Here is a 25,595-nt window from a genome sequence, read left to right as displayed (position 1 = left end):
GGCTAGGCCGTCGCGGCGCAGGCCGGATTGCCGGCCTGCCAGCGCGCAATGTCGGAGCCGATGCGGGCGCCGAGCGGATCGTTCATCAGCGGTCCGAAGACGTCGACACGGCTAGAATTGCCTTGCGCCTGCACGACCAGCAAAGGTTTGCCGCCATAGTGCTTGGCCGGAACCAGCAGGAAACGCGGCGTGCCGCTGAACGAATTCAGCTCATTGGCCATCTGGTACGGTTTGAAGGCCGGGTCCTTGCTGGCGATCCAGCATTTGTGGGCGGCGATCGCCACTTGTTCCATGGCCAGCAGCGCAGCACTTTTGCCCGAGGGAACAGGCGTGCTCTTTGGCGTCGACTGGCAGGATGCCAGCACAAAGCCCGCCGCGGCGACCAGCGCGATCGTCCTCGACTTGATCAAGCGGCACCCATCTCAAGCTCGGACAGGAAGATTTTCAAGCCGTCGGTCATCTCGCCCCACACACGCGACAATGCCGGGTGTTGCGAGGCGATCTGCTGGTAGGCGTCGAATTTGGGATAGGCGTCGAGCAGGTCGTGGCGTCCTGTCATGGCGCGGAAATTGTTGAAGATGAACCGCGTCGGCGTCAGCCAGGCATCGGCGAAGCTGATGTCGTCGCCGAGTGCGAAGGGCCCTTGCGCCATACGGGCCTCGATTGCCGCCAGTCCATGATGCAGACGGGCGAACTGAGCGTCGATCTCGGCATTGTTGCGCTTCGGCACGGAATGAAGCTCGAAAAGCTTCATCAACGGGGTCAGCACATCGAGATCGGTGATGCGGGCGAACATGCGCACCAGCGCACGGTCCTTGGAATCGGGCGGCAGCAGCGCCGGTTCCGGAAACCGTTCCTCGAGATATTCGGCGATGACCACCGATTCGACAATCGTCTCGCCCGAGCCGGTGATCAGCACCGGAATCCGGTTCATCGGCGAGATGGCGCGAAACTCTTCCGGGATGGGAAAACCGGGCGGCGGCGCGATGATCTTGAGTGGTACGTCTTTGATGTAGGCCAATGCCCGCACGATCGACGAGTAGGGCGACAACGGCCGCGAATAGAGTTTCATGACCGTCTCTCTCCCCAATGAACCAGACTTGCTCCAAAGAGACAGGAATGTCCGGCTGTTTTCAAGCTGTTCGCTTCGATATCGTCAGGCAGCGATGCCGAGGGCGCTCTCGAACAGTCCGCGGCCGTCGGTACCGCCATGAGCTGCTTCGATCAGGTTTTCCGGATGCGGCATCAGCCCGAGCACATTGCCTTGGCTGTTGACGATGCCGGCAATGTCGTTGATCGAGCCGTTGGGGTTGGTGCCCTCGGCATAGCGGAACACCACCTGGCCTTCGCCTTCGAGACGGGCAAGCGTGTCGGCGTCGGCGAAATAATTGCCGTCATGATGCGCGACCGGCGAGCGGATGATCTGGCCCGGCTGATAGCGGCGGGTGAACATGGTGTTGGCGTTGGTGATCTCGAGCTTCACCTCCCGGCAGACGAATTTCAGCGAGGTGTTGCGCATCAAGGCGCCCGGCAAAAGGCCGGCCTCGACCAGGATCTGGAAACCGTTGCAGACGCCGATGACCGTCACGCCCGCGGCCGCTTTTTCGGCCACTGCCCGCATGACCGGCATGCGCGCGGCGATCGCGCCACAGCGCAGATAGTCGCCGAAGGAAAAGCCGCCCGGAATGGCGATCAGGTCGACATCGGGGATTTCGGTGTCGGTCTGCCAGACGGTGACCGGCGGTGTTCCCGAAATCTTGGTCAACGCCGCGATCATGTCGCGGTCGCGATTGAGGCCAGGCAGGAGGACGACGGCTGATTTCATTCTGATGTCTCACCCTTGTTCGCTATCAACCGAGGACCTTTCAAAGGGGGCAGCATTTCAAATCTTTTATCTATTTCAGCTGCTCGATCCAGCAATATCTTTCGCGCCTCAGCCTCCGAATTAACAGCCTCAGCTTCGTTCTTTTGGCCGTCTGATGCCTCGCCGATAGGAGGAATATGAACGTGGTACTCAAAGCCTGATTCGATGCTGTCGAGCAGCCGCTTTGCCACCAATGTGCATTTCTGAATGTCGAATTTATCTCCACTAGTAAACGCCTCAGATATCTTTTCAGCGCACTTAAGCGCTATTTGCTCCTTGGCTTTATTGTAGAACTCACTTTCGTAAGGTAAGCCAGTAGCATCGCTGATTTCATTCATCTTTATACGAATATCAAGCATTGAGTTTGCTGATGTAAGTATGAAGCAAACGGCTGCGCTAAAATGCGTAATGTATTTGTAGTTAGATTTCAAAAATGCACTAATTCTCGAGGAGGATATTGAGAGGATTTCAATATCTTCCTGCGTGCCAAATAGGCATTCATTTAGCAATTTTAATATTGTATCTTGATCGGATGTAAGCTTTGAAAAAGAAAGAAGATTGACGTATTCGGGGAATACAATCTCTATTATTGGACCTTCGTTCGGACTATCTGGAGCATAAATGGCGTCTGCCTGCACCATCGCAATATAGATGCTAGAAACTGAACTTCTTGCTTCTATATACTTTTCTTTAAGGCCGCGAGTGATTTCAAAAAAAGTGTCATTTATATCGTAATCGGAGTATGCTTGTTTTATTGGTAGTAAAAGTTTTGGAGTAAGGAATCTATCAAAATCCGACCCATTCTTCAGTCCTGAACGAAATAAGTACGTATCGTATCTATAGTGTTGGAATTTGGATTCTAAGGAATTGATGTTTTTATCGATTGTTTTCTTTGCGGCATCCTTGTCGGAAAAGTGTTGCACTGCCAAAATTTCATTGAAGTTCTTTTCCGCATTTACGCGGACAGTGTAGTTCCAAAGATTCATATAAAATCTCTGTAAATACTCCGCCTTCATTGTTTAATGATATCCACCGCGTAGTTCTCAATCACCGTATTCGCCAGCAGCTTGTCGCACATGGCCTTGAGGTCGGCTTCGGCCTTGGCCTTGTCGCTTTCCGCCAGCTCGACATCGAACACCTTGCCCTGCCGCACCGCGCCGACGCCGCCGAAGCCCAGGCCGGACAATGCGTGTTCGATCGCTTTGCCCTGCGGGTCGAGCACGCCGTTCTTGAGTGTGACGGTAATGCGGGCCTTGATCACGCTGGACATGCTCCTGTTCTGACTATCGGGTCGCAAACCGCGATCAGTGCGGCTTGCCTTTGAGGCCGTCGGTCGAGGCGACAAGCACCGGGCCGGTCGGGCGCGGCGGCTCGTTCTCGTTCATGATGCCGAGGCGGCGGGCAACTTCCTGGTAGGCCTCGACGAGGCCGCCCATGTCGCGGCGGAAACGGTCCTTGTCGAGCTTGTCCTGCGTCGCCACGTCCCACAGGCGGCAGGAGTCCGGCGAGATCTCGTCGGCGACGACGATGCGCATCATGTCGCCTTCGAACAGGCGGCCGCATTCGATCTTGAAGTCGACGAGCTGGATGCCGACGCCCATGAACAGGCCGGAGAGGAAGTCGTTGACGCGGATGGCCAGCGCCATGACGTCGTCGATCTCCTGCGGGCTCGCCCAGCCGAACGCGGTGATGTGCTCTTCCGACACCATCGGGTCGTCGAGCGCGTCGGCCTTGTAATAGAATTCGATGATCGAGCGCGGCAGAACGGTGCCTTCCTCGATGCCGAGCCGCTTGGACAGCGAGCCGGCGGCGACATTGCGCACCACCACTTCGAGCGGAATGATCTCGACTTCCTTGATCAGCTGCTCGCGCATGTTCAGACGGCGGATGAAATGGGTCGGAATGCCCATGCGGTTCAAATGGTTGAAAATATACTCGGAAATGCGGTTGTTGAGGACGCCCTTGCCGTCGATGACCTCGTGCTTCTTCTTGTTGAACGCGGTTGCATCATCCTTGAAGAACTGGATAAGCGTGCCCGGTTCGGGTCCCTCATAGAGTATCTTGGCCTTGCCTTCATAAATGCGGCGGCGATTTTTCATCTGATTTTTCTCTGGGGTTCCGGACAGGCGGTATCAGACCATTTCCTGTCCGTCTGCCTGAAATAGTGCGGCTACGGTAGGGTTCAATGCCGGGTCTATCCCAATCACATCGTTTGCTCAATCGGCAAATCCTTCCAATCAACCGCTTTCGGGACTGAAATGCCGCAGCGCAGCATGCGATGAAGCATATTGACCGGCCCGCGACCTTTTGGTTTGTGCTTTGACAACGCACATATTCACCGCCAACGAATCGAATTTGACCCGGAGGGACGCCATGAGCAGCATGAAAGACCGTGAAGAGGGCTTTGAGCGTAAATTCGCATTCGACGAGGAGCTTCGGTTCAAGGCCTCGGCGCGCCGCAACAAGGCGCTCGGCCTGTGGGCCGCCGAAAAGCTCGGAAAGTCCGGCGCCGATGCCGACGCCTATGCCAAGGAAGTGGTTATCTCCGACATCGAGGAGGCCGGCGACCACGACGTGTTCCGCAAGATCCGCGGGGATTTCGACGCGGCCGGCGTCGAGCAGTCGGACCACCAGATCCGCCGCACCATGGACGAACTGATGGCGCAGGCGATCGAGCAGATCAAGAACACCTGATCCGGACCATGCGCTGATCCCGCGGCCATACGCTGGACCAATCGACCGCCCGGCCTATCCGGGCGGTTTTTCTTTGCCTTTGCCGCCGTTTCCGGCTGAAACTGCGGTCGTTAACAAGGAAAGAGTTCATGTCCCTGAAGTCCCGCCTCGCGGCCGATGAAACGTTGTTCACCGCATGGTCCGGTGTGCCGGATGCCTTGACGGTCGAGATCGTCGCCAAGCAGGGTTTCGATGCCGTCACGCTCGACATGCAGCATGGCGGCCATCACGAAGACAGCGTGCTGCGTGGCCTGGTGCCGGTGCTCGCTACCGGCAAGCCGGCGCTGGTGCGAATTCCCGTTGGCCGTTTCGACATGGCAAGCCGCGCGCTCGATTTCGGCGCCGAGGCGGTCATCGCGCCGATGGTGAACTCGGTTGCCGACGCAAAACTGTTCGCCGCCGCCATGAAATACCCGCCGGTCGGCGAGCGCTCCTGGGGCCCGACCTACGCTTTTCCCCGCCACGGCCAAGGCGACCAGGCCGACTGGCTGCGCGACACCAACCAGCGCACCATGGCCTTCGCCATGGTCGAGACGCGTGCAGCCCTCGATGCGCTCGATGGCATCCTCGATACGCCCGGCATCGACGGCATCTTCCTGGGCCCGTCGGATTTCTCGATCGCCTGGAGCAATGGCGCCACGGTCAATTCGACGCTGGAAAGCATGATGGAGACGGTGGCGTCGGTGGCCGAGCGCACTCGCAAGGCCGGCAAACATGCGGCGATCTACGTTGTCGAGCCGGCAATTGCCGGCCGGGTCGTGTCGATGGGCTATCGCCTGCTCGCCACGGGCTCGGAGCATGCGCTGATTTCACTGGGCGCAAAGACCCTGCTCAAGGGCATCAAGGATTCGATCGGATCCTGAACCCGAACCGGAAGCACTGCCGTCACAGCGCCGGGCGGTTAGGCGCTCGACGCCGCAGGCGCCGCGGCGATAGGTCCGCCGTGCCTGAACCTGTTGAACAGGGCGCCGACCATCTGGACCCACCAGTTGTTGAAAGTCATGAGCGGCAACGCCGCGAGGATCGAACCCAGTATGGCGGCGGCGGCGCCGAGTGCGGTGGAACCGCTTGTCAACAAAACCCATGACCCCAATGAGCAGATAACGGGTACATGCACGAGGTAGAGTGGGAAGGACAGGTCGCCCAGAAAACGTGCCACCTTACCCGAGAGCCATGATAGAGGCTCATCCACACTCAGCACCGCGTAGACCAACATGACGCTTGCCGGGATGGCCACGCAGGCTTGCCGCAGGCCCACATCGGAAGCCACGTCAAGCACGGCGAACGGGCGATATATGCCCACGGCACTCCCCGCATAACCCAGCAGCGCCAGGGAAATCATCACCATGGCGCCTCTCACCCACCGATTCGGGCGAAAATCCATGGCGAGAAGCGGATAGAGCAAGAGGCTGGCCGGAAAGGCACAAAGAAAGTAACTGACTTGCAGCGCCAGGAACACGACTGCTGCTATGCAGACCCGGAACGATAACGTCCAGCGGCCTTGAAGGAAAAAGACGATCGGGGCGAGGGCGAAGGTCAGCATGCTCCCCCAGAACTCGACCGTCATGGTCCACAGACTGCTGTCATAATAGTTGTCGCCGTAGATGAACGTCCGCCACGCCCCTTGCAGAAACGCGTCGGCGAAACTCGCAGTCTCCGGCGATAGCACCTTTGAAGCATTGCCGAAACTTCTCAGCCAGTCGGATTGGGTGACAGCGGCCGCATCCTTGATGAAATACAGGTCGAGCTTGAAGATGATGCAGGATGCCAGCGTCGTAACGAGTACCGGGCCGGCCAGGCGTGGCAGGCGCTTGATCGCACCCAACCGCAGATCTTGTGCCTTGCTGGTCTGAAAATAACGCTTCACGAGCACGTAGGAAGACAGGACGAAAAACAGGTAGACGGCGGAGCCGCCATTGAACGCGACGAAAGCCAGGCTTGTTTTGAGCGATTGCCCGGCCAAGTCTCCCTCGCCTTCCATCAATGGCGCAAAAGCACCCAAACAATGCCCATTCAGAACTACGAGCGCGGCGACACCTCTTAACAATTCGAGTGAAGCATCCTTGGCCAAGTATGGGCTTTCTTTGAATAATTGCTATTTAGTACGCGCGAATATAATCGTTCGGCGAACAGAGTTCGCCGTTGCTGGAGAGATTATCGCGATCTGCATTAAATTATTGTTCACGCAAGCCGGATGGCCTGCCGAGCAGCTTCGTGTTCAGGCTTTGACCGTATATATTACAGGTCCGTCAGGAACTTGGCGAAGGTCATCGAGCCTTCGGGCCACGGTCCGAAGCCCGAATCCGCGTTGAGATGACCGGTTTCGCCGGCATCGATGAACAGCGAGCCCCAGGCACCGGCAATGTCTTCGGCGACATCGAAGGCGCAGAACGGATCGTTGCGGCTGGCAATCACGATCGAGGGAAAGGGCAGCGGCTCACGCGGGTAGGGGCCGAAGGTCATCAGGTGCCTGGGCCTGATCTCGGGGTTAGCGACATCGGGCGGCGCCACGAAGAAGGCCCCGGCGACCGGCTTGCGGAATTGCGGAATGGCTTGCACCGCGGTGGCGACGCCAAGTGAGTGCGCGACCAGGACGACCGGCCGCTCGGCCTCGTTGACCGCCTTGGCGACGCTCGCCGTCCAGTCCTCGCGCACCGGCTTCGACCACTCCGCCTGTTCGACGCGGCGCGCCGTCGACAGCTTCGACTGCCAGCGGCTCTGCCAATGGTCGGGGCCGGAATTGGTGTAGCCCGGCACGATGAGAATATCTGCGTCTCTGACCTTCATGGCGCTGAGATAGCGAGCGGCATCGCTTCGTGCAACCGGCAGAAACGCCACGTTTGATCACAATAGTGAACACCATGTTCGCTTCTTCGCGTCTTGTGTGAACGATGCGGATGGACGATCTGTGGTCAGGAAAAGAAACAGCCGTGCGCGGGAACCCTGACTTTGGAACTGACACGACGTACAATGATCGGCGGAGTGGGGTTTCTCGCTTTGGGAGCTTCATCGCAGGCCGGTCGAACGGAGCATTTGATGAGCGAGTTGCCTTTTGCCGCCACCACCCCGGTCAGCGTTGCCCGCGTCGGGCTGAAGGCGCGCGACGCGGAAAGCCTTGCCGCATATTATCGCAGCATCGTCGGTCTGCAGGAACTGAGCCGCGCCGATGGGGCGATCACGCTGGGCGCCGCCAACCGTCCGTTGCTGGTCATCGAGGCCGATCCTTCGGCCAAGCCGGATGATCCTCGCAGCGCAGGCCTGTTCCATACGGCCTTCCTGCTGCCCAGCCGTGCCGATCTCGGCCGCTGGATCAACCACGCCATATCAAACAAGATCGCCATCGAGGGCGCTTCCGACCATCTGGTCAGCGAAGCACTGTACCTGACCGATCCCGAAGGCAACGGCATCGAGATCTATGCCGACCGCCGTCCGCAGGACTGGAAGTGGAATGGCGACAAGGTGGCGATGGCGACCGAGCGGATGAACATTCCGTCCGTCGTTGCCGAAGTGCCTGCGGGTGACGCCGGCTGGCAGGGCGCGCCGGAAAACAGCGTCGTCGGCCATGTCCACCTGCGCGTCGGCAGTCCGGAAGACGCCGAAGCCTGGTGGAACCAGGAATTCGGCTTCGACACGGTGGCCAAATATGGCGGCCAGGCGGTGTTCCTGTCGTCAGGCGGCTATCACCACCACATCGGCGCCAACGCCTGGCAGAGTTCGGGCGCCGGCCGCCGCGATCCCAGCCGGTCGGGTCTGGCCTGGGTGGAGATGCGTTCGGACAATGTGACCAGCCCGGTGACCCGCGAAGATCCATGGGGCACGGTGATCAGGACTGTTCCCGGCAAGGCTTGATTTGAGGGCTGCGCCAAGCTGGAGCACCCCTCAACCGTCGCGGCGTTGCGCGCCGATCCACCTTCTCCCACAGGGGAGAAGGTGAAGCCTGCCGCTCGCGGCTCTGCAAATCTCGATCGCTGATGCTTGGCGGCAAGGTTGCCGCAGCCTTTCCTTTTCCCCTTGTGGAAGAAGGTGGCCTCGCGAAGCGAGGTCGGATGAGGGGTGCTCAGCTTGACGCCAGCGACGGTATAGCGCTTTGCCTCAGGCTTTGCCAAACACCCGCTTGAAGATCGTGTCGACATGCTTGGTGTGATAGCCCAGGTCGAATTTCTCGCGGATTTCGGCCTCGGGCAGGGCAGCGGTCACTTCCCTGTCGGCCAGTAATTCTTCAAGAAAATCAGCGCCTTGCTCCCACACCCTCATGGCGTTGCGCTGGACCAGACGGTAGGAGTCTTCGCGAGACAACCCAGCCTGCGTCAGCGCCAGCATGACACGCTGCGAATGCACGAGGCCGCGGAACTTGTTCATGTTCTTCAGCATGTTGTCGGGATAGACGAGCAGCTTGTCGATGACGCCGGTCAGCCGTGACAGTGCGAAATCGAGCGTCACGGTGGCGTCAGGGCCGATCATGCGCTCGACCGAGGAGTGGGAAATGTCGCGCTCGTGCCAGAGCGCCACATTCTCCATCGCCGGCATCGCCATGGAGCGAACCATGCGGGCAAGGCCGGTGAGGTTTTCGGTCAGCACCGGGTTGCGCTTGTGCGGCATGGCCGAGGAGCCCTTTTGGCCCGGCGAAAAATACTCTTCCGCTTCGAGCACTTCGGTGCGCTGCAAATGCCTTATCTCGATCGACAGCCGCTCGACCGACGAGGCGATGACGCCGAGCGTGGCAAAGAACATCGCGTGGCGGTCGCGCGGGATCACCTGCGTCGACACCGGCTCGGGCTTCAGGCCGAGCTTCGCCGCCACATGTTCCTCGACATAGGGGTCGATGTTGGCGAAGGTGCCCACAGCCCCGGAGATCGCACAGGTGGCGATATCCTCACGCGCGTGCACCAACCGCTCGCGGCAGCGCGAGAACTCGGCATAGGCTTGCGCCAGCTTGACGCCGAATGTCGTCGGCTCGGCATGGATGCCGTGGCTGCGGCCAATGGTGACTGTGTTCTTGTGCTCGAAGGCGCGGCGCTTGAGCGCTGCAAGCAGACCGTCGATGTCGGTGAGCAGGATGTCGCTGGCGCGGGTCAGCTGTACCGCGAAGCAGGTGTCGAGAACGTCGGACGAGGTCATGCCCTGGTGGATGAAGCGGGCGTCCGGTCCGACGAATTCGGCAAGATGGGTCAGGAAGGCGATGACGTCATGCTTTGTGACGCGTTCGATCTCGTCGATCGCCTCGACGTCGAATTTTGCGGCACTGCCCTTTTCCCAGATGGTTTTTGCCGCTTCCCTGGGGATGACGCCGAGTTCGGCCAGTGCGTCGCAGGCATAGGCTTCGATCTCGAACCAGATGCGGAACCGGGTTTCTGGCGACCAGATGGCGACCATTTCCGGCCGGGAATAGCGAGGGATCATCGGTCAGTCCTGACATATCGAGAAGTTTGCCCGCGTCCTAACAGAGGCGAGCAAAATGCTCAACGCCGCTGGCGCGCAAACCAGACGCCCGCGGTAAACAGAGCGATGAAACCAACTGGAAAATAGAGCCGGATGCCCAGCACCACGAATTGATAGAGCGCAATCAACGTCGTGAAGACGAACTGGAGGACCCAGGTGCGGGTGAAAGCAGGCGCATGCCACTCGGCGTAGTAGGAGCGGTACTGCAGGGCAAACAGCCCGCCGGTCAGGCCGATCGTCGCCGCTGCTAGGCACACGAAGGCGGCGGCGAAAGCGACTTCCCAGCGTCTTCCCTGCGAGACCAGCCGCGCCGCAAACAGGCCGATGGGGAAGGCCAGCGCAGCTCCCGCCGCAAACAGCATGGTGACTATGAGGATTTTCGCCGGCGTCTCCCAGTCGCCCAAAGACAAGGTGAGGAGCGCGCTGGCGCCCATTGTCACGGCCCACAACAAGGCGCCGATAAGCGCTGTGCGCGGCGTCGGTATCGCGCGGCGAAGGCGGTTCAGCGCACGATCGCGCGCGGCGGGTTGAGCAGGGGGTGTCACAGGCGGCCGGTCACCGCGATCCAGCGAAAGTCCGGGCCTTCAAAGCCGTATTGGCGCACCGCGATCAGCACGGCATAGGCGCTGAGGCTGTCCATGGAAAAGGTCTGCACGGCGCCGATGCGATAGCCGTTCGGGCAACCCCGGCTTTTCGGTATCGCCTTGTCCTCGTGCAGCAGCTTGGTCGTGCCGCCATCCTGCGCCTCGATGCGCAGCAGCCGGAAGCCGTTGATTTCGCCCTGGCTCTCGCAGCCATCGGCGTTGTTCATGCCCAACTCGTCGAGCCGGAACTCGAGCGGTGGGTCGACCGGAGTGAAGATCGGGCGCGGATTGACCGCCATCCGGTGCGGATCCGCCGAAAGCTCGGTCACCGGGTTGAAACCTGCGGTGATGCCGCGGTTGGCGTCCAACTCGGCCTGGCTGGCAATGGATTCGCCTTTTTGCCGGGCCTGAAGGCGCACCGCATCCAGTTTGGCATTCTCGTCCTCAAGCCGGACCCGGATCGGCGTGCCCTTCAGAAAGCTGTCGGTGCTGGTGTCGATGTAGTAGCGGTTGGCATAGGGAAAGCCCGATCCATCCTGCACGCCATATTCCTCGAAAGCGAAGACGCTGCCGTCCTTGGTGAAGCCGAGGATTTCAAGTTCAGCGACATCGCCGGCATGAGCCGCGATCGAGGTCGCAAGCTGTGCAAGCAGGCCAACGGCAAACAGAAAGAGCATTCGCATCGGTCTTCACCCCCATGATCGTTTCAATCCCCTAGCACGACGGAATCAAAACGTCGTGCGGTGCGAAAGCCGATGCATCCAATCGGCCCGTCATTTGTTATTGTCGGCAGTCCCAATGGAGAACCACCATGACCGACACCAGCAAAATTCGTGAGCATATGGAAGTCGTCGGCGCCGATGGCGTGCATGTCGGCACTGTCGACAAGGTCGATGGCCAGCGCATCAAGCTGACCAAGGCCGATAGCGGCGAGGGCGCCCACAAGGGCCATCACCACTACATTCCCCTGAGCCTGATTGCCGAAGTCGACGGCAAGAAGGTCTGGCTGTCGGCGAATTCTGATGTCGCGGTGACGTTCGAGGAAGAAAAGTCCGATCCGGTCTGATTGATCGCTTCACTTCATGCGTGACGACCAGACCGGAAACAGATCGTTTTCGGCAGGCGTCGCGGCATAGACGCCTCGGCTGATGGCGCGCGCCATGGTGGCGCCGGCGGCGGCGTAGAGATCGATTGCTGCATCGGCGGCGAGTTCGATACCGCTCGTGCCGGTCGCCAGCGCGAACACAAGGTCGCCATCGGCCGGAGTGTGCGTCGGCCAGATGGCGCGCACGAATCCATCATGCGCCGACATCGCCAGGCGCTTGGCGGCAGCCTTTGTGAGCACCGCATCGGTGGCAATGACGGCGATGGTGGTGTTGCCGCCGGTCTCCGTCTGCCGGCCAAAATGTTTGTCGCGGTACTTCAAAAGAATCCGTTTCGCCTCGTCAGGCATCGGCGAGGGATAGCCAAGCCCACCGAATTCGTCGCCGATTTCGAACGGTGCCGCCCAGAAATGGCGGGTTCGGCCTGTGGTCACCGAACCGGTCGGATTGACGGCGGCCAGCGCGCCGATGGTGACGCCATTGTCGAGCAGCGTCGAGGCGGAGCCGAGGCCTCCTTTCAGCCCCGAAGTGAGCGCGCCGGTGCCGGCGCCGATGGTGCCGAGTTGGAAATCGGCGGTGGCGGTTTGCGCGGCTTCATAGCCAAGCTCGCGGTAGGGCGGATAACGGCCCCAATCCTTGTCGCCGCCATTGCGCAGGTCGAACAGGATCGCCGACGGCACGATCGGAACGCGAAAACCGCCGACCTCGAGGCCGATGCCGCGTTCACGCAACGCCGCCTGCACGCCGGAAGCTGCGTCGAGGCCGAAAGCCGAGCCGCCCGAAAGCACCACAGCGTGCACCACATCGACGGAATTGTGCGGTTCGAGCAGGTCGGTCTCGCGGGTGCCCGGCGCACCGCCCAGGATCTGAACGCCCGCCACTGTGGACGCATCGCAAAGCACGGTCGTTACCCCGGATTTCAGCTTGGCGTCGGACGCATTGCCGACGCGCAGGCCGGCAACGTCGGTGATCAGGTTGCGTGGGCCGGTGCGAAACATCAGTTGCTTTCCAAGGGCGCAAAGCGCGTGCCATCGAAGCGGAAGACGCGGTAGGGGCTCCGGCTGAGATCGCCTTTCGCATCAAACCGGATCGGCCCGATCGCCGTGGTGAAATCCTGTCCGGTCAGAGCTTCGGTCAGTGGTTTGCCCGAGCTTTCGGACAAGCCCGACGCTGCCTTGGCGATTTCGACCGCCGCAAAGGCCGGCAGCGTATAGCCGTCGGGCACGACTTTCTGCGCGGCAAAGGCCGCCAGCACTTTTGGATCGGCGACATCGGCCCATTCCGGCGGTGCGATCATCAGTGTGCCCAAGGAATAGGGCACGTCGCCGGGCGGCGTGCGCAGATTCTCGCCGCCGGCAAAGACGATGCCCGCCTGAAGCTGTGCGGCATCGCGGCCCATGATGGCGATGTCGTCGCCATCGCCGCCGGCAAAGACATGCGTCGCGCCGGCCTTCTTCAGCCGACCGATCATGCCGATCTGATTGTCGAGCTGGGGCCGGAACGTGTCGACGAACACAGGTTTCAGCGCTGCCTGTTCGGCCGCTGCCCGCAACGTCTCGGCGATTTCACGGCCGTAGATGGTCCCGTCGTCGATAATGGCGAACAATTCGTTTTGCCACAGGCGGGTGAGGGCTGACGCGACCGCATTGCGCTCATCGTCGCCGCGTGGTCCGAGGCGATAGACCGGCCAGCCGGTCTTGGCGCGGCGGTCGGTCAGGCTTTCGGTTCGCACGCCAATGGTGATGACCGGAATGTTGGCGTCCTTCAGGATCGGCATCGCCGCCTCGATCGCCTCGGTGCAGAGAAAGCCGACCACGATATTGACCTTGACGGCTGCGAATTCCCTGGCCGCGGCAGCGCCGCCATCGGCGGTGCAGGCGTCATCCACGGTCTTGAGTTCGATGCCGTCCGCTTCGGCGGCCATACCGGTACCGGCCTCGATCTGCTTGCCGAGAATGGCCGATGGTCCCGACAGGGGCGCCGAGACGCCGACCAGCAGCGTCCGGGCATCCGCACCACTGGCCAGGAACAGCCAGAACAGCGCCGCTATTGTTCTTGTCCTGGGTCGCATTCGAGCGATGGGATCCTCCGGGCCGGTCCTATGCTCCCGGCACTGTTGCCGCCAAGACCTAAAGGCTGCCCGGCCTTGGTGCAACACGCGAATTTCGGGATATGGCTCAGGCACTTCGCTTGTGGCGGGCTATGTCTGGCCATATATGTCGATAGGATCCTGACAATGGAAAAAATACGGTGCTGAAGAAGAACGACATTGGGCCGCAGGCCTATCGCGACGCGATGAGCCACTTTGCCGGCCACGTCCATGTGGTCACCACCGACGGGCCGGCCGGCAAGCGCGGCGCGACGGTGATCGCGGCCTGCTCGGTTTCGGACACCCCGCCGACCATTCTGGTCTGTCTCAATCGCGAAAATCCCAAGAACGAACCGTTCGTGAAAAACGGCAGGTTTGCCTTGAACACCCTGGCTTCCCACCAGGAGCCGCTGTCAGTCGGCTTTTCCGGAATCACCGGCTTGCCGGTCGAGGAGCGCTTCGCGCTCGGCGAATGGGACGTGATCTCCACCGGCGCGCCGACGCTGAAGGGTGCGCTCGCCGTGTTCGACTGCGAATTGATCGATACCAAGGACCTGGCCACCCATCGTGTGCTTTTTGGCAAGGTGACAGGCCTGCGGATGGGCGATAATTTGCGGCCGCTGATCTATCACGCCCGCGGCTACCACGTACTGGAAAGCGGAGCGGCGGCGTTCACGGAGAAAGAATGACCGAGCTGAAACCGCGCGCCGCGCCACGGACGATCGACGAGACGCTCGATCTCCTGACCGGTGCGGACTATGTGGCGGACCGGTCGCTGGCGACCGTACTGTTCCTGTCGTTGCGTATGAAGCGGCCGCTTTTCCTTGAGGGCGAGGCCGGCGTCGGCAAGACCGAGATCGCCAAGGTGTTGGCACAGGCGCTCGGCCGCCGGCTGATCCGCCTGCAATGCTATGAAGGCCTTGACGTCTCGTCCGCCGTCTACGAGTGGAACTACGCCGCGCAGATGATCGAGATCCGCATGGAGGAGGCGGCCGGCAAGGTCGAGCGCTCCGCCATGGAGCGCAACGTCTTCTCCGAAAAATACCTGATCCGCCGCCCGGTGCTCGATGCGCTGACCGGCAAGGCGGGGGCTGCCCCGGTTTTCCTGATCGATGAGCTCGACCGCACCGACGAGGCGTTCGAGGCCTTCCTGCTCGAAATCCTGTCCGACTTCCAGGTGACGGTGCCCGAGCTCGGCACCATCAAGGCGGAAGAGCCGCCGATCGTCATCATCACCACCAACCGCACCCGTGAGATCCACGACGCGCTGAAGCGGCGCTGCCTCTATCACTGGGTCGACTATCCCAATGCCGAGCGCGAGTTGGAGATCGTGCGCCGCAAGGTGCCGCAGGCCAACCAGCGCCTTTCGGCCGAAGTGGTCTCCTTCATCCAGAAGCTGCGCCAGATCGAGCTGTTCAAGGTGCCGGGTGTCGCCGAAACCATCGACTGGGCCGGCGCGCTGACCGAGCTCGACAAGGTGGCGCTCGATCCGGAAACCGTCTCCGATACGATCGGCGTGCTGTTGAAATACCAGGACGACATTGCCCGCATCGAGCAGGGCGAAGGCCGGCGCATCCTCAACGAGGTGAAGGCCGAGCTTTCGGCGGCGGAGTAGGCGATGCCGCGCCCCGAGCCAAAAGAGGCCATGCCGCACGGGCGGATCGCCGACAACATCGTCTATTTTGCCCGCACCTTGCGCAAGGCGGGCATGCGGGTCGGGCCGGCCTCGGTCAAGGACGCCATCGAGGCGGTGCTCGCCGCGGGCATCGGTTCGCGCGACGATTTCTACTGGACGCTGCACGCGGTGCTGGTGTCGCGGCATGAGGATCACGCCATTTTCGACGAGGCCTTCCGGCTGTTCTGGAAGTCGCGCGAACTGATCGAAAAGATGCTGGCGATGTTTTCGCCGGTGGCGCCCGACACCAGGGAAAAGCAGAAGCCACGCGCCGCTGAAAACCGGGTCAGCCAGGCGATGTTCGAGGGACACCAGAAGAATCAGCCGCTACAGGAAATTCCCGAGATCGAGGTCGACGCCCGCTTCACCTTTTCCGGCAACGAGGTGCTGCGGGCCAAGGATTTTGCCCAGATGAACGCCGCCGAGATGGCCGACGCCAAGAAGGCGATCGCGCAGTTGCGGTTGCCTTTCGATATGGTGCGGACGCGGCGCTTCAAGGCCGATGCGCATGGCCGCCGCATCGATCCGCGCGCCATGATGCGTTCGGCCGCGCGCACCGGCGGCGAACTGATCCTGCCGAAATTCCGCTCAGCCCGCGAGGTTCATCCGCCGCTGGTCGTGTTGGCCGACATTTCCGGCTCGATGAGCCAGTACACGCGGATTTTCCTGCATTTCCTGCATGCGCTGACGGAAAAAAGGCGTCGCGTGCACACCTTCGTCTTCGGTACCCGGCTGACCAATCTGACGCGGCAGATGCGCCATCGCGACCCGGATGCAGCCCTTGCCGACTGTTCGGCGGCGGTCATGGACTGGTCGGGTGGCACCCGCATCGGCGACACGCTGGCCGAGTTCAACCTGATATGGTCGCGTCGCGTGCTGGGGCAGGGGGCGGTCGTGCTTCTGATCACAGATGGGCTGGAGCGCGACGATGTCGCCGGCCTGTCGGAGGAGATGGAGCGCCTGCACAAATCCTGCCGGCGGCTGATCTGGCTGAACCCGTTGCTGCGCTTCGACGGCTTCCAGGCGCGCGCCCGTGGCGTCAAGGCGATGCTGCCGCATGTCGACGAGTTCCGCTCGGTGCACAATCTCGATGCGCTCGCCGATCTCTGCGCGTCATTGGACAAGAAGTCGGCACAATCCGTCGATCCGCGCCGATGGCTGGAAGCTGGCGCGAGGCGCGCCGCATAACCATATCCTTCCCATCCGGAAAACAGATCCCGAGAAAAACAGACTTCTGGAGAAACGATCATGGAAAACAGCATTTATCTGGATGAGGCCCGCGACCCGCTGATCATTGCGGAGGGCTGGATGAAGGACGGCAAGGACGTGGCCATCGCGACAGTGGTCGAGACCTGGGGTTCGGCGCCCCGACCTGTAGGCAGCCATCTGGTCATCGACGCACACGGCAATTTCCATGGCTCCGTCTCGGGCGGCTGCGTCGAAGGCGCTGTGGTCAGCGAGGCCATCGACGTCATCGACAGCGGCAAGGCCAGGATGCTGGAGTTCGGTGTTGCCGACGAAACCGCATGGCAAGTGGGCTTGTCCTGTGGCGGCCGCATCAAGGTGTACGTGGAAAGACTGGGCTAGAGCATGATCCCAAAAAGTGGGACCCGGTTTTTGGACAAGATGATGCTCGGACAAGAGATTTCCTGATGGATCCCTACGCCTTAAAAACTTTGAACGCCGAACGACGCGCCCGCCGTGCGGCGATCCTTGTCACCGATCTCGGTGACGGCCGCGACCGGATCGTGCGCGAGGGCGATCACGTCGCCGGCGATCTCGGAACCGCGATCGCCAGGGCGTTTCGCACCGGTAATTCCGGTTCGGTCGAAGCCGAGGGGCGGACTTTCTTTCTCAACGCGCATCTGCCGCAGCCGCGTCTGGTCGTGATTGGCGCTGTCCATATCAGCCAGGCGCTGGCGCCGATGGCGAAGATCGCCGGCTATCCCGTGGAGATCATCGACCCCCGCACCGCTTTCGCCACGCCGGACCGCTTTCCCGATGTGGCGCTTCATGCCGAATGGCCGGAGGATGTGCTGAAGCGTCAGCCGCTCGACAGCTACACCGCACTTGCCGCCGTCACCCATGATCCGAAGGTCGATGATTTCGCCCTGAAGGCAGCACTAGACGCCAACTGTTTCTATGTCGGCGCACTCGGCAGCAGGAAGACGCATGCCAAGCGTGTCGAACGTTTGCTGGCGCTGGGCGCGAGCGCCGACCAGATCGCCCGTATCCATGCGCCGATCGGGCTCGATATTGGTGCTGCCAGCCCGGGAGAGATTGCTGTTGCGGTGTTGGCCCAGGCGATCCATGCCTTCCGCTCGCGCGGGCTGGACGCAAAAGGTGCGGCGGCGTGAAATTCGGACCGATCCCGATCGAGACGGCGGAAGGCGCGGTGCTGGCACACTCCACCACCGCTGGTGAACGCCGCTTCCGCAAGGCGCATAGGCTGAGCGCCGAAGATGTGGCGCTGCTACGGACTGCCGGTGTTTCCGAGGTCGTTGCGGCTGTTCTGGCTGAGGACGACCTCGGCGAGGATGCGGCCGCGCAAACGATTGCCGGGAGCATGGCCTTTCGCGGCATCGAAGCCAAGCCTGCCGCGACCGGGCGGGTCAACCTCCACGCCAAGGCGCCGGGCATCTTCACGGTCGATGCCGTTGCCATCGACGCCATCAATGCCATCGATCCCGCCATCACCATCGCCACGCTGGCGCAGCATGCGCCGGTCGAAAAAGGCCAGATGGTCGCGACGGTGAAGATCATTCCCTTCGCGGTCGGTTCAGCGCTGGTCGACGCTGCGACAGAAATCTGCGCCGCAGGCGAGATATTTGCCGTCAATGCCTACCGGCCCGTGCGTGTCGGCGTCATCCAGACGGTTCTGCCGGGCATCAAGCCTTCCGTGCTCGACAAGACGCTGCGGGTCACCGAAGCACGGCTGGCGCGCACCGGCGGCAGGCTGACGGCCGAGCGCCGCACGGCGCATGAGATCGCGCCGGTGGCGGAGGCCACGGCTTCCCTGGTGCGCGACAATGACATGGTGGTGATCTTCGGCGCCTCGGCGATGAGCGATTTCGCCGATGTCATTCCCGCGGCGATCGAGAAAGCGGGCGGTACCGTCGTCCGGGCCGGTATGCCGGTCGATCCCGGCAATCTGCTGGTGCTCGGTACGCTCGGCGGCAAGCACGTCATCGGCGCGCCCGGCTGCGCCCGCAGTCCCAAGGAGAACGGGTTCGATTGGGTGCTGGACCGATTGATCGCCGGTCTCGACGTGACCGCCAGGGATATTGCCGGCATGGGGGTCGGCGGGCTGCTGATGGAAATCCCCACACGGCCGCAGCCGCGCGAACCGCTGCCGGCCAAATCTCAGCTCAAGGTCGGCATCGTGCTGCTGGCGGCCGGCCGGTCGAGCCGCATGGGTGGGCCGAACAAGCTGTTGGCGCTGTTCGACGGCAAGCCGCTGGTGCGCCGCACCGCCGAGCGGGCGCTTGGCTCGAAGGCGTCCAGAACTGTCGTTGTCACCGGCCACCAGCGCGAGCGGGTGCGCGCTGCGCTGGCGGGCCTCGACGTGACCTTCGCCGACAATCCTGATTTTACCGACGGCTTGTCCACGTCGCTGAAGGCCGGCATTGCCTATCTGCCGGAGGACTCCGCCGGTGTGATGATCGCGCTCGGCGACATGCCCGATATCACGTCCGACGATCTCGACAGCTTGATCGATGCGTTCCGCAAGGGCGGCGGCAATGCGGTGGTCCGCGCTTCGCATGACGGCAAGCGCGGCAATCCGGTGCTGTTGCCGCGTTCGCTGTTTCCGGCGATCGCCCATCTGGAGGGCGACACCGGCGCACGCCATCTGGTCGAGACCGAAGGGCTCGATGTCATCGATGTCGAGATCGGCGCGGCGGCGTCTGTCGATGTCGACACGCGCGAGGCGCTGGAAGGCGCCGGCGGCGTGCTGCAGGATTGACAAACCCAAGCCGAATTACGCATGCGTTGGGTATGTCTTTTCGCCGCCAAATTTTCTGTGCCTTTGCAGTCACGACCGCGTTGCTGTCGTCGGCTGCGCAAAGTCAGACGCTGTCCCTAAAACCCTTCAAGGACGATCTCTTCGCCTATCCGCCCACGCTGTCGTCCGACAGCAACGGCGCCTACACGGTCATCGACTACCGCGAGATGCGCGACATCAACCAGCGTGACCAGGTGCCCGAGCGGCGGGTGAACGCCCAATATACCGACGCCAGCGTGCGCAAGGTGCAGCAGGATCTGTTGCTGAAAACCGACGCCGGCGATATCAGGCATGTCGCCGTCGGCAAGACCGAGGGCGCCGGCATCATCGTGCTTTACCTGCACGGGCAGGGCGGCAGCCGCAAGCAAGGCGTCGACGACTTCACCTTCGGCGGCAATTTCAACCGGCTCAAGAACCTGATGGCCAGCAATGGCGGCCTCTACCTTAGCCCGGATTTTACCGATTTCGGCGACAAGGGAGCAGCGCAGGTGGCAGCGCTGATCGGTCACTATGCCGACCGGTCGCCAGGCGCGAAGATCTTCGTTGCCTGCGGATCGATGGGTGGTGCGCTGTGCTGGAAGCTTGCCGCGCGCAAGGACATGGGCGGCCGCATCAACGGCCTGCTGCTGCTCGGCTCGCTATGGGATGAGAGCTTTTTCACCAGCCCAGCATTCAAGCGCCGTGTGCCGGTCTTTTTCGGCCAGGGCAGTCACGACGTGGTCTTCCCAGTGGCAAATCAGGAGGCATTCTTTCGCTCGATCCTGGCCAAATCGAAGACTTACCCGACCCGTTTCGTTCGTTTCGAGACCGGCACCCATGGCACCCCGATCCGCATGACCGACTGGCGCGGCACGCTCAACTGGATGCTGTCGAAGTCGCCCTGACAGGCTGCCTGCAAGCCCGTGTGACGCTCAAGGCGCAGTGTTGTAGTCGACGACAGTCTCGGGATTTTGCTCGCCGTCATATGATGCATCGACGTCGTACTGGACCAGCGAGAAATTGCCGTTGCGGAACAGATACGTGCCGGCGTCGGAAGCATCGCCGACCCCGCGCCACTTGTTGAACGTGGTGATCGTCTGGGTGGCCTCGTCATAGTCGGAATTGACCGCCCAGCCGGACGTCTGGAAACCGACGATGCTCATGCCCAGCAATTTGCCGTTGCTGTCATTGTTCTCGTAGCGGATGTCCATCTTGGGTTCGGCGAATTGCAATTGCTGCACGGCCGATGTCTCGTCGGTCATATAATAGACCGAGCTTTCATTGTAGGCGGCGGCCGAGCAGGAAAAATGGAACAGCCGCGTCTCCTTGTCGGGGTCGCCGGGCTGCGCATCCTTGTCCTTGTATTTGATTGAAAAGACCGTCGGCTCGTCGGCCAGGAACTGTTTGTCGCACTGGCCGCCATAGGTTGCCAGAAACGCCTTCTTTGCCTGCTCCAGCGCAGTGTCCTTCTTCGGTGGCGGCGGCCCATCGCCGCAGCTTGGCGGCAGCGCCTCCTCGAAATCGGCGGTGGAGGGTTTCAGTGCCCCCTTCTCGATGTGGATCGGATCGAAGGGTGGCTCCGCCTGGATCTGGGCATTCACCTGGCGCAGCGTGTAGCAGCCCGCAAAAACCTTTTCGCCGCCGCTCTTGTCGGTGGCGCGGATGGCGATGGGCACGTTGTAGAAAATGCTGCCGGCCGCCCCTTCGTCGGAAACCGCCCCGGTCAAGACCTCGACCTTGTCGGTGCCGTCATAGCCCTTGACGAAACTGTCGAAATCCTTTGCCGGTTTTGTATCGCCGAAATACCCCCAGGCGCGAGCGAATTCGTGCCGGCTGATGGCGCTGTAGAGCGAACGCACAACAGCATCGGCGCTCGACCGGTCGTCGACATAGGGCGTTTCGCGGGCATCTTCGGCTGCCAAGGTCGTTTGACCGATCGGGGCAAGGGAGAGAAAGGCAGTCGCTGCGAAAAGGGCGCATCTCATCGGGAACCTCCGCTCGATAAGAGGATTCTACGACGGCGATTGCGGCAACGTGGTGACGCGGCGTCGGCGGCCTTGAAAAATCCTGCACGAAGGCGCTACGTCGCGTCCGCCGGCGCTGGGCCGGGCAGGAGATTTGACGTGACGATATCGATGTATGAGGCATCCGTGCCGGTGTTTTCGGCCAGGCTGAAAGCGCTTTCCAATGTGCTTGCGACCGCCGAACAGAATGCGCTGGACCGCAAGATAGACCCGCAGGTTTTTCTGACGGCGCGGCTGGCGCCGGACATGTTCGCCTTGACCAGGCAGGTGCAGATCGCCACCGATCATGCCAAGGGCGCGCCGTCACGGCTCGCCGGCCGCGAAGTGCCGAAATACGAGGACAATGAGGCGAGTTTTGCCGATGTCCAGGCTCGCATCACGAAGACGCTCGACCTTCTCGCGACATTTTCGGCTGCCGAATTCGACGGCTCCGATGACAAGATCATCGAGCTGAAGCTTGGTGGACGCGAAAGCTCGATGCCCGGCCTGCAGTATCTGCTGCATGTGGCCATGCCCAACTTCTATTTCCATCTCACCACGGCTTACGACATCCTTCGCCACAATGGCGTACCGTTGGGCAAGGCGACGTTCCTGGGATCGCGCTAAGGAATTGAATTTTTTGGAGGTGTCCCGGACCGATCCGGGACATCCTGAACACCGGATGCAGCTAGCGAATGGACATTTCGCGGGCGATGCGGGGGAAGTCGGCCGGCTTGATCCCTATGTCGGCGCGGTCGGCATTGCTCATCGAATGAAGCAGCGCGAGCGCCGAGCGGTATCTCAGATGTTCCTGTGGCCGAGGCCGGGCGAACATTTCAGTGAAGAAACCCATGATTCAAGCCCCAAATTGGTCCTCCACGGCTGCCAATATAGGTGAATCGTGACAATTGTGCAGTGCAGCATTTGCATACCTGCCATGTCTTGGCGATTTTTTTCGCCATTTTCCGCAACCGGGTGAAACTTTTGCTGACGCGCATCGTAGCCTCGAATGCTGGCTGCATGGCTGCCACGAGGCGACGGCTAAATTCATTGAGATCGGTGCCATGCATTTTTAACGAGCCGGTTCTATGCTTCGATACCCGAATGGTCGGGCGAGGGGGAGGCTGACATCGCTACTGGCGCCAAGCGGGATTTCGCTTCGTTGCTCGACGACCTCTTCATCGCCCCCGACAAGAATGGCGAGGGCGAAGCGGCCGGCGCTCGTCCATCCATCCCGTTCGACTATCTTTCGGTGGCCGATGAACTCCATTCCGGCCGCATCAAGGTTTCCGCTGCCGAATATCGCGAGGCGGGAGCGGATCTGGCGACCGAATTCGCCGCTTTGCTCGATCATGCCAAGCTGGTTCTCGCCGGCGAAGAGCCAAAGCCCGAGGAAAAACTGCCGCCGATCGATCCCGAAGCCATCGCCGTCGAACTCGGCCTCAATCAGCCCAAGCAGGTCGCCGATTTCGGCCGTATGCGCCGCAGCTTTGCCTTTGCCAACCATCCCGACCGCGTCGCCCCACATTTGCGCCAGCGCGCCATGATCCGCATGCAAGTGGCCAACATGCTGATCGACGAGGCCAAGCGTCGTGCACTGGCCGGTGCTCGCCGCTAACCCGGCTGGTTCACGCAAAAGTCGGCCTGGCGAGGCTTGGAGAGCGGCTCTGCTTTGCCTATAGATGCGGCTCCTCCGCGCAGTCGCGCCAGCCTTCCTCCGGAGCCGAATTCCATGCACAAACGCCGTCTCGGTCGGACTGATCTTCTTGTTACCCAGATCTGCCTGGGCTCCATGACCTGGGGCCAGCAGAACACCGAGGCCGAAGGCCACGCCCAGATGGACCTGGCTTTCTCGCGCGGCGTCAATTTCATCGACACTGCCGAGCTCTATCCGATCCCGCCCAAGGCGGAGACGCAGGGGCGGACCGAAAAGATCATCGGCAGCTGGATGAAGGCCAAGGGCAACCGCGACAAGGTGATCTTGGCCTCGAAGGTCGTCGGCCGCACGGCCAACAGCTGGTTTCGCGGCGACAGGCCGTCGCAACTGGTGCGCGCCGATATCTTTGACGCCATCGACAAGTCGCTAGCCAAGCTCGGCACCGACTACATCGACCTCTATCAGATCCACTGGCCGGAGCGGGATATCCCCTGGGGCGCCAACCCGACGCGCGTCGGCGCCGTGTCGCCACGCGCCGATTCCGTCGGCGCACCGGCCGGCGAAACGCCGATCGCCGAGACGCTTGCCGTGTTTGACGAATTGGTGAAGGCAGGAAAGATCCGGCATTTCGGCCTGTCGAACGAGAGTTCCTGGGGCGTGATGCGGTTCCTTGCCGAAGCCGACCAGGGTATCGGCCCGCGCGTCGCGTCGATCCAGAACGCCTACAATCTCGTCAACCGCACCTTCGAGGTGAATCTCGCCGAGGTCTGCGAGCGCGAGCAGGTGTCGCTGCTGCCCTATTCGCCGCTGGCGCAGGGCTATCTCACCGGCAAGTACGACCACGGGGCGCGGCCTCAGGGCTCGCGCACGCAGCTGTTCAACCGCGGCCAGCGCTACGAGACGCCAGGTGCCGCCGAAGCGCAACTTGAGTACAACGAGCTGGCGCGCTCCTTTGGCCTGGAGCCGGCACTGTTTGCCAACGCCTATGTCTCGAGCCGGCCGTTCGTGACCTCGAACATCGTCGGCGCGACGACCGTTGCGCAGCTCGATATGGCGCTGTCTTCCGTCGACGTCGTCTGGACCGATGAAATGCAGAAGGCGGTGGATGCGATCCACCAGCGGGTCGGCAATCCCTGTCCTTGAACGGGGATCGCTGGCCGAATATCCAATGATTACAATGGGAGAAGGGCGGCAATGAATTTTCCGATCGAGGCTATCCGGGGAAAATTTCCCGCTCTCTCTCTGACCGACAAGGGCCGCCGCCGCATCTATCTCGACAACCCTGCCGGCACGCAGGTGCCACAGGCAGTGGCGGATGCGGTATCGCGCTGTCTCTTGACCACCAATGCGAACCTTGGCGGCTACTTCGAAACGACGATTGCCGCGCAGGCGGTCGTCGATGAGGCACATGAGGCCATGGCCGATTTCCTCGGCGCCGCAAGCCCTGAGGAAATCGTCATCGGCGCCAACATGACGACGCTGACCTACCACATCTCGCGCACGCTCGGCCGCACGATGCAGCCCGGTGACGAGATCATTCTCACCCGCATGGACCATGAGGGCAACGTCTCGCCCTGGCTGCAACTGGCCGAGGATCACGGCCTCGTCGTGCGCTGGCTGCCGTTCGACGAAACCAGCTGGCAGGTCGAGGAGGCGACGCTGGCTGGCTTGCTTTCGGAGAAGACACGGCTGGTCGCGTTGAACTACGCCAGCAATTTGACCGGTTCGATCAACCGGGTGAAGGCGCTGACTGCGATAGCCAGGAATGCCGGTGCGCTGGTCTATGTCGATGCCGTCCAATTCGCGCCGCACGGGCTGATCGACGTGCAGGAGCTCGGCTGCGATTTCCTGATCTGCTCGGCCTACAAATTCTTCGGCCCGCATATGGGCATATTGTGGGGCCGCCGTGATGTCATCGAGACGCTGGAGCCCTACAAATGCCGCTGCTCTTCCAACGGTCTGCCGGAGCGGTTCGAACTCGGCACGCCGCAGATCGAGCTGATGGCCGGCCTCACCGCCGCGGTCGACTACTTTGCCGACCTTGGCGCGGCGGCGGGCGAGGGCGGTTCAAGAAGGCAGAAGATCGCCAAGGCGTTCGCGGCTTCGATCGCGTACGAAAACCCGCTGGCGCAACAACTGATCGACGGCCTGTCCGATATCGAGGGCTTGACCGTCCACGGCATCACTGACCCGAAGCGGCTCGGCGATCGCGTGCCGACGGTTTCCTTCACGGTCGAGCGCATCGTGCCGGAGACAATCGTGCGGCAGATGAACGCCGAAAACATCTTCCTGTGGTCCGGTCACAACTACGCCTGGGAGATCGTCCACCAGCTCGGCATTCCGGCCGAGCATGGCGTCGTGCGCATCGGCATTGCTCACTACAACACGGCAGCCGAAATCGACGAAACGCTGGAAAGTGTGCATCGGGTCATCGCCATGCTCAGGCAGCAGCGCTCCTGACGCTGG

30 protein-coding genes are annotated in these 25,595 nt (G+C 61.6%); 15 read left to right on the top strand and 15 right to left on the bottom strand.

What is annotated here, in order from left to right; all coding sequences use genetic code 11:
• Nucleotides 1-2: 2 nt before the first annotated feature.
• The 6 genes from LB559_RS02125 to purC all read right to left on the bottom strand — a co-directional run bounded on the left by LB559_RS02125 (nucleotide 3) and on the right by purC (nucleotide 3,963).
• A complete protein-coding gene (locus LB559_RS02125; protein ID WP_064995398.1) occupies nucleotides 3-410 on the bottom strand; it encodes a hypothetical protein in 408 nt (135 codons plus the stop codon).
• The gene (locus LB559_RS02120) at nucleotides 407-1,072 is read right to left on the bottom strand and encodes a glutathione S-transferase family protein (protein WP_013532130.1); all 666 of its coding nucleotides are present in this window, start codon (nucleotides 1,070-1,072) and stop codon (nucleotides 407-409) included. The genes LB559_RS02125 and LB559_RS02120 overlap by 4 nt, the downstream gene beginning before the upstream one ends.
• Nucleotides 1,073-1,156: 84 nt before the next feature.
• Nucleotides 1,157-1,825 carry a phosphoribosylformylglycinamidine synthase subunit PurQ gene (purQ, locus tag LB559_RS02115; RefSeq protein WP_224672941.1) on the bottom strand — a complete coding sequence of 223 codons (669 nt, stop codon included), beginning with the start codon at nucleotides 1,823-1,825 and terminating at the stop codon, nucleotides 1,157-1,159.
• Nucleotides 1,822-2,850 carry a hypothetical protein gene (locus tag LB559_RS02110; protein ID WP_224672940.1) on the bottom strand — a complete coding sequence of 343 codons (1,029 nt, stop codon included), beginning with the start codon at nucleotides 2,848-2,850 and terminating at the stop codon, nucleotides 1,822-1,824. Before LB559_RS02110 ends, purQ begins: the two co-directional genes overlap by 4 nt.
• 26 nt (nucleotides 2,851-2,876) lie before the next feature.
• Nucleotides 2,877-3,125: a phosphoribosylformylglycinamidine synthase subunit PurS gene (gene purS, locus LB559_RS02105; protein WP_224673102.1), complete on the bottom strand. Its 249-nt coding sequence runs from the start codon at nucleotides 3,123-3,125 to the stop codon at nucleotides 2,877-2,879.
• Between the two features lie 43 nt (nucleotides 3,126-3,168).
• Nucleotides 3,169-3,963, bottom strand: a complete 795-nt coding sequence (gene purC, locus LB559_RS02100; protein ID WP_013532127.1) for a phosphoribosylaminoimidazolesuccinocarboxamide synthase — start codon at nucleotides 3,961-3,963, stop codon at nucleotides 3,169-3,171.
• A 274-nt stretch (nucleotides 3,964-4,237) separates the two neighbouring features.
• On the opposite strand from purC, the gene LB559_RS02095 reads away from it, so the two are divergent.
• A complete protein-coding gene (locus LB559_RS02095) occupies nucleotides 4,238-4,558 on the top strand; it encodes a DUF1476 domain-containing protein (protein ID WP_013532126.1) in 321 nt (106 codons plus the stop codon).
• Nucleotides 4,559-4,686: 128 nt separating this feature from the next.
• Nucleotides 4,687-5,460 carry an HpcH/HpaI aldolase family protein gene (locus LB559_RS02090; RefSeq protein ID WP_224672939.1) on the top strand — a complete coding sequence of 258 codons (774 nt, stop codon included), beginning with the start codon at nucleotides 4,687-4,689 and terminating at the stop codon, nucleotides 5,458-5,460.
• A 38-nt stretch (nucleotides 5,461-5,498) separates the two neighbouring features.
• Here the strand turns inward: LB559_RS02090 and LB559_RS02085 are convergent, their stop codons facing one another.
• On the bottom strand, nucleotides 5,499-6,668 hold the full coding sequence (locus tag LB559_RS02085; RefSeq protein ID WP_224672938.1) for an acyltransferase family protein: 1,170 nt from the start codon (nucleotides 6,666-6,668) through the stop codon (nucleotides 5,499-5,501).
• Nucleotides 6,669-6,835: 167 nt separating this feature from the next.
• On the bottom strand, nucleotides 6,836-7,384 hold the full coding sequence (locus LB559_RS02080; protein ID WP_224673101.1) for an RBBP9/YdeN family alpha/beta hydrolase: 549 nt from the start codon (nucleotides 7,382-7,384) through the stop codon (nucleotides 6,836-6,838).
• A gap of 249 nt (nucleotides 7,385-7,633) precedes the next feature.
• Here LB559_RS02080 and LB559_RS02075 point away from each other — a divergent pair, with 249 nt between their 5' ends.
• Nucleotides 7,634-8,446 carry a VOC family protein gene (locus LB559_RS02075; RefSeq protein WP_224672937.1) on the top strand — a complete coding sequence of 271 codons (813 nt, stop codon included), beginning with the start codon at nucleotides 7,634-7,636 and terminating at the stop codon, nucleotides 8,444-8,446.
• 243 nt (nucleotides 8,447-8,689) lie between these two features.
• On the opposite strand, the gene purB is transcribed toward LB559_RS02075, so the two are convergent.
• From purB to LB559_RS02060, 3 genes are all read right to left on the bottom strand, one after another.
• Nucleotides 8,690-9,997, bottom strand: a complete 1,308-nt coding sequence (gene purB / locus LB559_RS02070; RefSeq protein WP_224672936.1) for an adenylosuccinate lyase — start codon at nucleotides 9,995-9,997, stop codon at nucleotides 8,690-8,692.
• 59 nt (nucleotides 9,998-10,056) lie between these two features.
• Nucleotides 10,057-10,470, bottom strand: coding sequence for a hypothetical protein (locus LB559_RS02065; RefSeq protein ID WP_084016242.1), 414 nt, complete (start codon nucleotides 10,468-10,470; stop codon nucleotides 10,057-10,059).
• A gap of 107 nt (nucleotides 10,471-10,577) precedes the next feature.
• Entirely contained in the window at nucleotides 10,578-11,303 is a 726-nt protein-coding gene (locus tag LB559_RS02060) for a DUF2259 domain-containing protein (protein ID WP_224672935.1), read from the bottom strand.
• A 128-nt stretch (nucleotides 11,304-11,431) separates the two neighbouring features.
• Here LB559_RS02060 and LB559_RS02055 point away from each other — a divergent pair, with 128 nt between their 5' ends.
• Nucleotides 11,432-11,686, top strand: a complete 255-nt coding sequence (locus tag LB559_RS02055; RefSeq protein ID WP_013532118.1) for a DUF2171 domain-containing protein — start codon at nucleotides 11,432-11,434, stop codon at nucleotides 11,684-11,686.
• Between the two features lie 9 nt (nucleotides 11,687-11,695).
• On the opposite strand, the gene LB559_RS02050 is transcribed toward LB559_RS02055, so the two are convergent.
• Together LB559_RS02050 and LB559_RS02045 are read right to left on the bottom strand one after the other, a co-directional pair.
• On the bottom strand, nucleotides 11,696-12,721 hold the full coding sequence (locus tag LB559_RS02050; protein WP_224672934.1) for a P1 family peptidase: 1,026 nt from the start codon (nucleotides 12,719-12,721) through the stop codon (nucleotides 11,696-11,698).
• Nucleotides 12,721-13,794, bottom strand: a complete 1,074-nt coding sequence (locus LB559_RS02045) for a branched-chain amino acid ABC transporter substrate-binding protein (protein WP_013532116.1) — start codon at nucleotides 13,792-13,794, stop codon at nucleotides 12,721-12,723. The genes LB559_RS02050 and LB559_RS02045 overlap by 1 nt, the downstream gene beginning before the upstream one ends.
• Before the next feature lie 179 nt (nucleotides 13,795-13,973).
• Here LB559_RS02045 and LB559_RS02040 point away from each other — a divergent pair, with 179 nt between their 5' ends.
• The 7 genes from LB559_RS02040 (at nucleotide 13,974) to LB559_RS02010 (ending at nucleotide 20,374) form a co-directional block, all read left to right on the top strand.
• Complete coding sequence (locus LB559_RS02040) at nucleotides 13,974-14,501, top strand: flavin reductase (protein WP_013532115.1); 528 nt, start codon at nucleotides 13,974-13,976, stop codon at nucleotides 14,499-14,501.
• The gene (locus tag LB559_RS02035; RefSeq protein ID WP_013532114.1) at nucleotides 14,498-15,427 is read left to right on the top strand and encodes an AAA family ATPase; all 930 of its coding nucleotides are present in this window, start codon (nucleotides 14,498-14,500) and stop codon (nucleotides 15,425-15,427) included. The genes LB559_RS02040 and LB559_RS02035 overlap by 4 nt, the downstream gene beginning before the upstream one ends.
• Before the next feature lie 3 nt (nucleotides 15,428-15,430).
• Nucleotides 15,431-16,675, top strand: a complete 1,245-nt coding sequence (locus LB559_RS02030; RefSeq protein WP_224619601.1) for a vWA domain-containing protein — start codon at nucleotides 15,431-15,433, stop codon at nucleotides 16,673-16,675.
• Nucleotides 16,676-16,735: 60 nt separating this feature from the next.
• Entirely contained in the window at nucleotides 16,736-17,074 is a 339-nt protein-coding gene (locus LB559_RS02025; RefSeq protein WP_063167827.1) for an XdhC family protein, read from the top strand.
• 65 nt (nucleotides 17,075-17,139) lie between these two features.
• Nucleotides 17,140-17,844, top strand: a complete 705-nt coding sequence (locus LB559_RS02020) for an XdhC family protein (protein WP_013532111.1) — start codon at nucleotides 17,140-17,142, stop codon at nucleotides 17,842-17,844.
• Nucleotides 17,841-19,451 (top strand): NTP transferase domain-containing protein, encoded by a 1,611-nt coding sequence (locus tag LB559_RS02015; RefSeq protein WP_224672933.1) that lies wholly within the window; start codon nucleotides 17,841-17,843, stop codon nucleotides 19,449-19,451. The genes LB559_RS02020 and LB559_RS02015 overlap by 4 nt, the downstream gene beginning before the upstream one ends.
• Nucleotides 19,452-19,483: 32 nt before the next feature.
• Nucleotides 19,484-20,374 (top strand): alpha/beta hydrolase family protein, encoded by an 891-nt coding sequence (locus tag LB559_RS02010; RefSeq protein WP_013532109.1) that lies wholly within the window; start codon nucleotides 19,484-19,486, stop codon nucleotides 20,372-20,374.
• Between the two features lie 27 nt (nucleotides 20,375-20,401).
• Here LB559_RS02010 and LB559_RS02005 read toward each other — a convergent pair whose 3' ends face one another.
• The gene (locus LB559_RS02005; RefSeq protein ID WP_064995386.1) at nucleotides 20,402-21,454 is read right to left on the bottom strand and encodes a DUF1176 domain-containing protein; all 1,053 of its coding nucleotides are present in this window, start codon (nucleotides 21,452-21,454) and stop codon (nucleotides 20,402-20,404) included.
• A 138-nt stretch (nucleotides 21,455-21,592) separates the two neighbouring features.
• On the opposite strand from LB559_RS02005, the gene LB559_RS02000 reads away from it, so the two are divergent.
• Nucleotides 21,593-22,099: a DUF1993 family protein gene (locus LB559_RS02000; RefSeq protein WP_063167831.1), complete on the top strand. Its 507-nt coding sequence runs from the start codon at nucleotides 21,593-21,595 to the stop codon at nucleotides 22,097-22,099.
• Between the two features lie 61 nt (nucleotides 22,100-22,160).
• On the opposite strand, the gene LB559_RS01995 is transcribed toward LB559_RS02000, so the two are convergent.
• The gene (locus tag LB559_RS01995; protein ID WP_023810361.1) at nucleotides 22,161-22,325 is read right to left on the bottom strand and encodes a hypothetical protein; all 165 of its coding nucleotides are present in this window, start codon (nucleotides 22,323-22,325) and stop codon (nucleotides 22,161-22,163) included.
• A gap of 309 nt (nucleotides 22,326-22,634) precedes the next feature.
• Between LB559_RS01995 and LB559_RS01990 the strand changes: the two genes are divergently transcribed.
• The 3 genes from LB559_RS01990 (at nucleotide 22,635) to LB559_RS01980 (ending at nucleotide 25,589) form a co-directional block, all read left to right on the top strand.
• Nucleotides 22,635-23,090 carry a hypothetical protein gene (locus LB559_RS01990; RefSeq protein WP_013532105.1) on the top strand — a complete coding sequence of 152 codons (456 nt, stop codon included), beginning with the start codon at nucleotides 22,635-22,637 and terminating at the stop codon, nucleotides 23,088-23,090.
• Between the two features lie 114 nt (nucleotides 23,091-23,204).
• Nucleotides 23,205-24,272 carry an aldo/keto reductase gene (locus LB559_RS01985; RefSeq protein ID WP_013532104.1) on the top strand — a complete coding sequence of 356 codons (1,068 nt, stop codon included), beginning with the start codon at nucleotides 23,205-23,207 and terminating at the stop codon, nucleotides 24,270-24,272.
• A 51-nt stretch (nucleotides 24,273-24,323) separates the two neighbouring features.
• Entirely contained in the window at nucleotides 24,324-25,589 is a 1,266-nt protein-coding gene (locus tag LB559_RS01980) for a cysteine desulfurase-like protein (protein WP_064995383.1), read from the top strand.
• Nucleotides 25,590-25,595 lie beyond the last annotated feature (6 nt).

Source organism: Mesorhizobium sp. BR1-1-3 (assembly GCF_020165455.1).
In the GTDB taxonomy this organism is placed as follows: domain Bacteria; phylum Pseudomonadota; class Alphaproteobacteria; order Rhizobiales; family Rhizobiaceae; genus Mesorhizobium; species Mesorhizobium ciceri.
Note: the sequence above shows the minus strand (reverse complement) of the source record. Positions and strands in the feature narration are given on the sequence as shown.

Excerpts from the sequence above, each read along its gene's own strand:
- LB559_RS02050 (WP_224672934.1), bottom strand. The coding sequence starts at position 12,721 with ATGTTTCGCACCGGCCCACGCAACCTGATCACCGACGTTGCCGGCCTG.
- LB559_RS02060 (WP_224672935.1), bottom strand. The coding sequence starts at position 11,303 with ATGCGAATGCTCTTTCTGTTTGCCGTTGGCCTGCTTGCACAGCTTGCG.
- LB559_RS02075 (WP_224672937.1), top strand. The coding sequence starts at position 7,634 with ATGAGCGAGTTGCCTTTTGCCGCCACCACCCCGGTCAGCGTTGCCCGC.
- purB (WP_224672936.1), bottom strand. The coding sequence starts at position 9,997 with ATGATCCCTCGCTATTCCCGGCCGGAAATGGTCGCCATCTGGTCGCCA.
- LB559_RS02095 (WP_013532126.1), top strand. The coding sequence starts at position 4,238 with ATGAGCAGCATGAAAGACCGTGAAGAGGGCTTTGAGCGTAAATTCGCA.
- LB559_RS02065 (WP_084016242.1), bottom strand. The coding sequence starts at position 10,470 with ATGGGCGCCAGCGCGCTCCTCACCTTGTCTTTGGGCGACTGGGAGACG.
- LB559_RS02120 (WP_013532130.1), bottom strand. The coding sequence starts at position 1,072 with ATGAAACTCTATTCGCGGCCGTTGTCGCCCTACTCGTCGATCGTGCGG.
- LB559_RS01980 (WP_064995383.1), top strand. The coding sequence starts at position 24,324 with ATGAATTTTCCGATCGAGGCTATCCGGGGAAAATTTCCCGCTCTCTCT.
- LB559_RS02090 (WP_224672939.1), top strand. The coding sequence starts at position 4,687 with ATGTCCCTGAAGTCCCGCCTCGCGGCCGATGAAACGTTGTTCACCGCA.
- LB559_RS01995 (WP_023810361.1), bottom strand. The coding sequence starts at position 22,325 with ATGGGTTTCTTCACTGAAATGTTCGCCCGGCCTCGGCCACAGGAACAT.
- LB559_RS02025 (WP_063167827.1), top strand. The coding sequence starts at position 16,736 with ATGGAAAACAGCATTTATCTGGATGAGGCCCGCGACCCGCTGATCATT.
- LB559_RS02080 (WP_224673101.1), bottom strand. The coding sequence starts at position 7,384 with ATGAAGGTCAGAGACGCAGATATTCTCATCGTGCCGGGCTACACCAAT.
- LB559_RS02110 (WP_224672940.1), bottom strand. The coding sequence starts at position 2,850 with ATGAATCTTTGGAACTACACTGTCCGCGTAAATGCGGAAAAGAACTTC.
- LB559_RS01985 (WP_013532104.1), top strand. The coding sequence starts at position 23,205 with ATGCACAAACGCCGTCTCGGTCGGACTGATCTTCTTGTTACCCAGATC.
- LB559_RS02055 (WP_013532118.1), top strand. The coding sequence starts at position 11,432 with ATGACCGACACCAGCAAAATTCGTGAGCATATGGAAGTCGTCGGCGCC.
- purQ (WP_224672941.1), bottom strand. The coding sequence starts at position 1,825 with ATGAAATCAGCCGTCGTCCTCCTGCCTGGCCTCAATCGCGACCGCGAC.
- LB559_RS02035 (WP_013532114.1), top strand. The coding sequence starts at position 14,498 with ATGACCGAGCTGAAACCGCGCGCCGCGCCACGGACGATCGACGAGACG.
- LB559_RS02045 (WP_013532116.1), bottom strand. The coding sequence starts at position 13,794 with ATGCGACCCAGGACAAGAACAATAGCGGCGCTGTTCTGGCTGTTCCTG.
- LB559_RS02005 (WP_064995386.1), bottom strand. The coding sequence starts at position 21,454 with ATGAGATGCGCCCTTTTCGCAGCGACTGCCTTTCTCTCCCTTGCCCCG.
- LB559_RS02010 (WP_013532109.1), top strand. The coding sequence starts at position 19,484 with ATGTCTTTTCGCCGCCAAATTTTCTGTGCCTTTGCAGTCACGACCGCG.
- LB559_RS02030 (WP_224619601.1), top strand. The coding sequence starts at position 15,431 with ATGCCGCGCCCCGAGCCAAAAGAGGCCATGCCGCACGGGCGGATCGCC.
- purC (WP_013532127.1), bottom strand. The coding sequence starts at position 3,963 with ATGAAAAATCGCCGCCGCATTTATGAAGGCAAGGCCAAGATACTCTAT.
- LB559_RS02020 (WP_013532111.1), top strand. The coding sequence starts at position 17,140 with ATGGATCCCTACGCCTTAAAAACTTTGAACGCCGAACGACGCGCCCGC.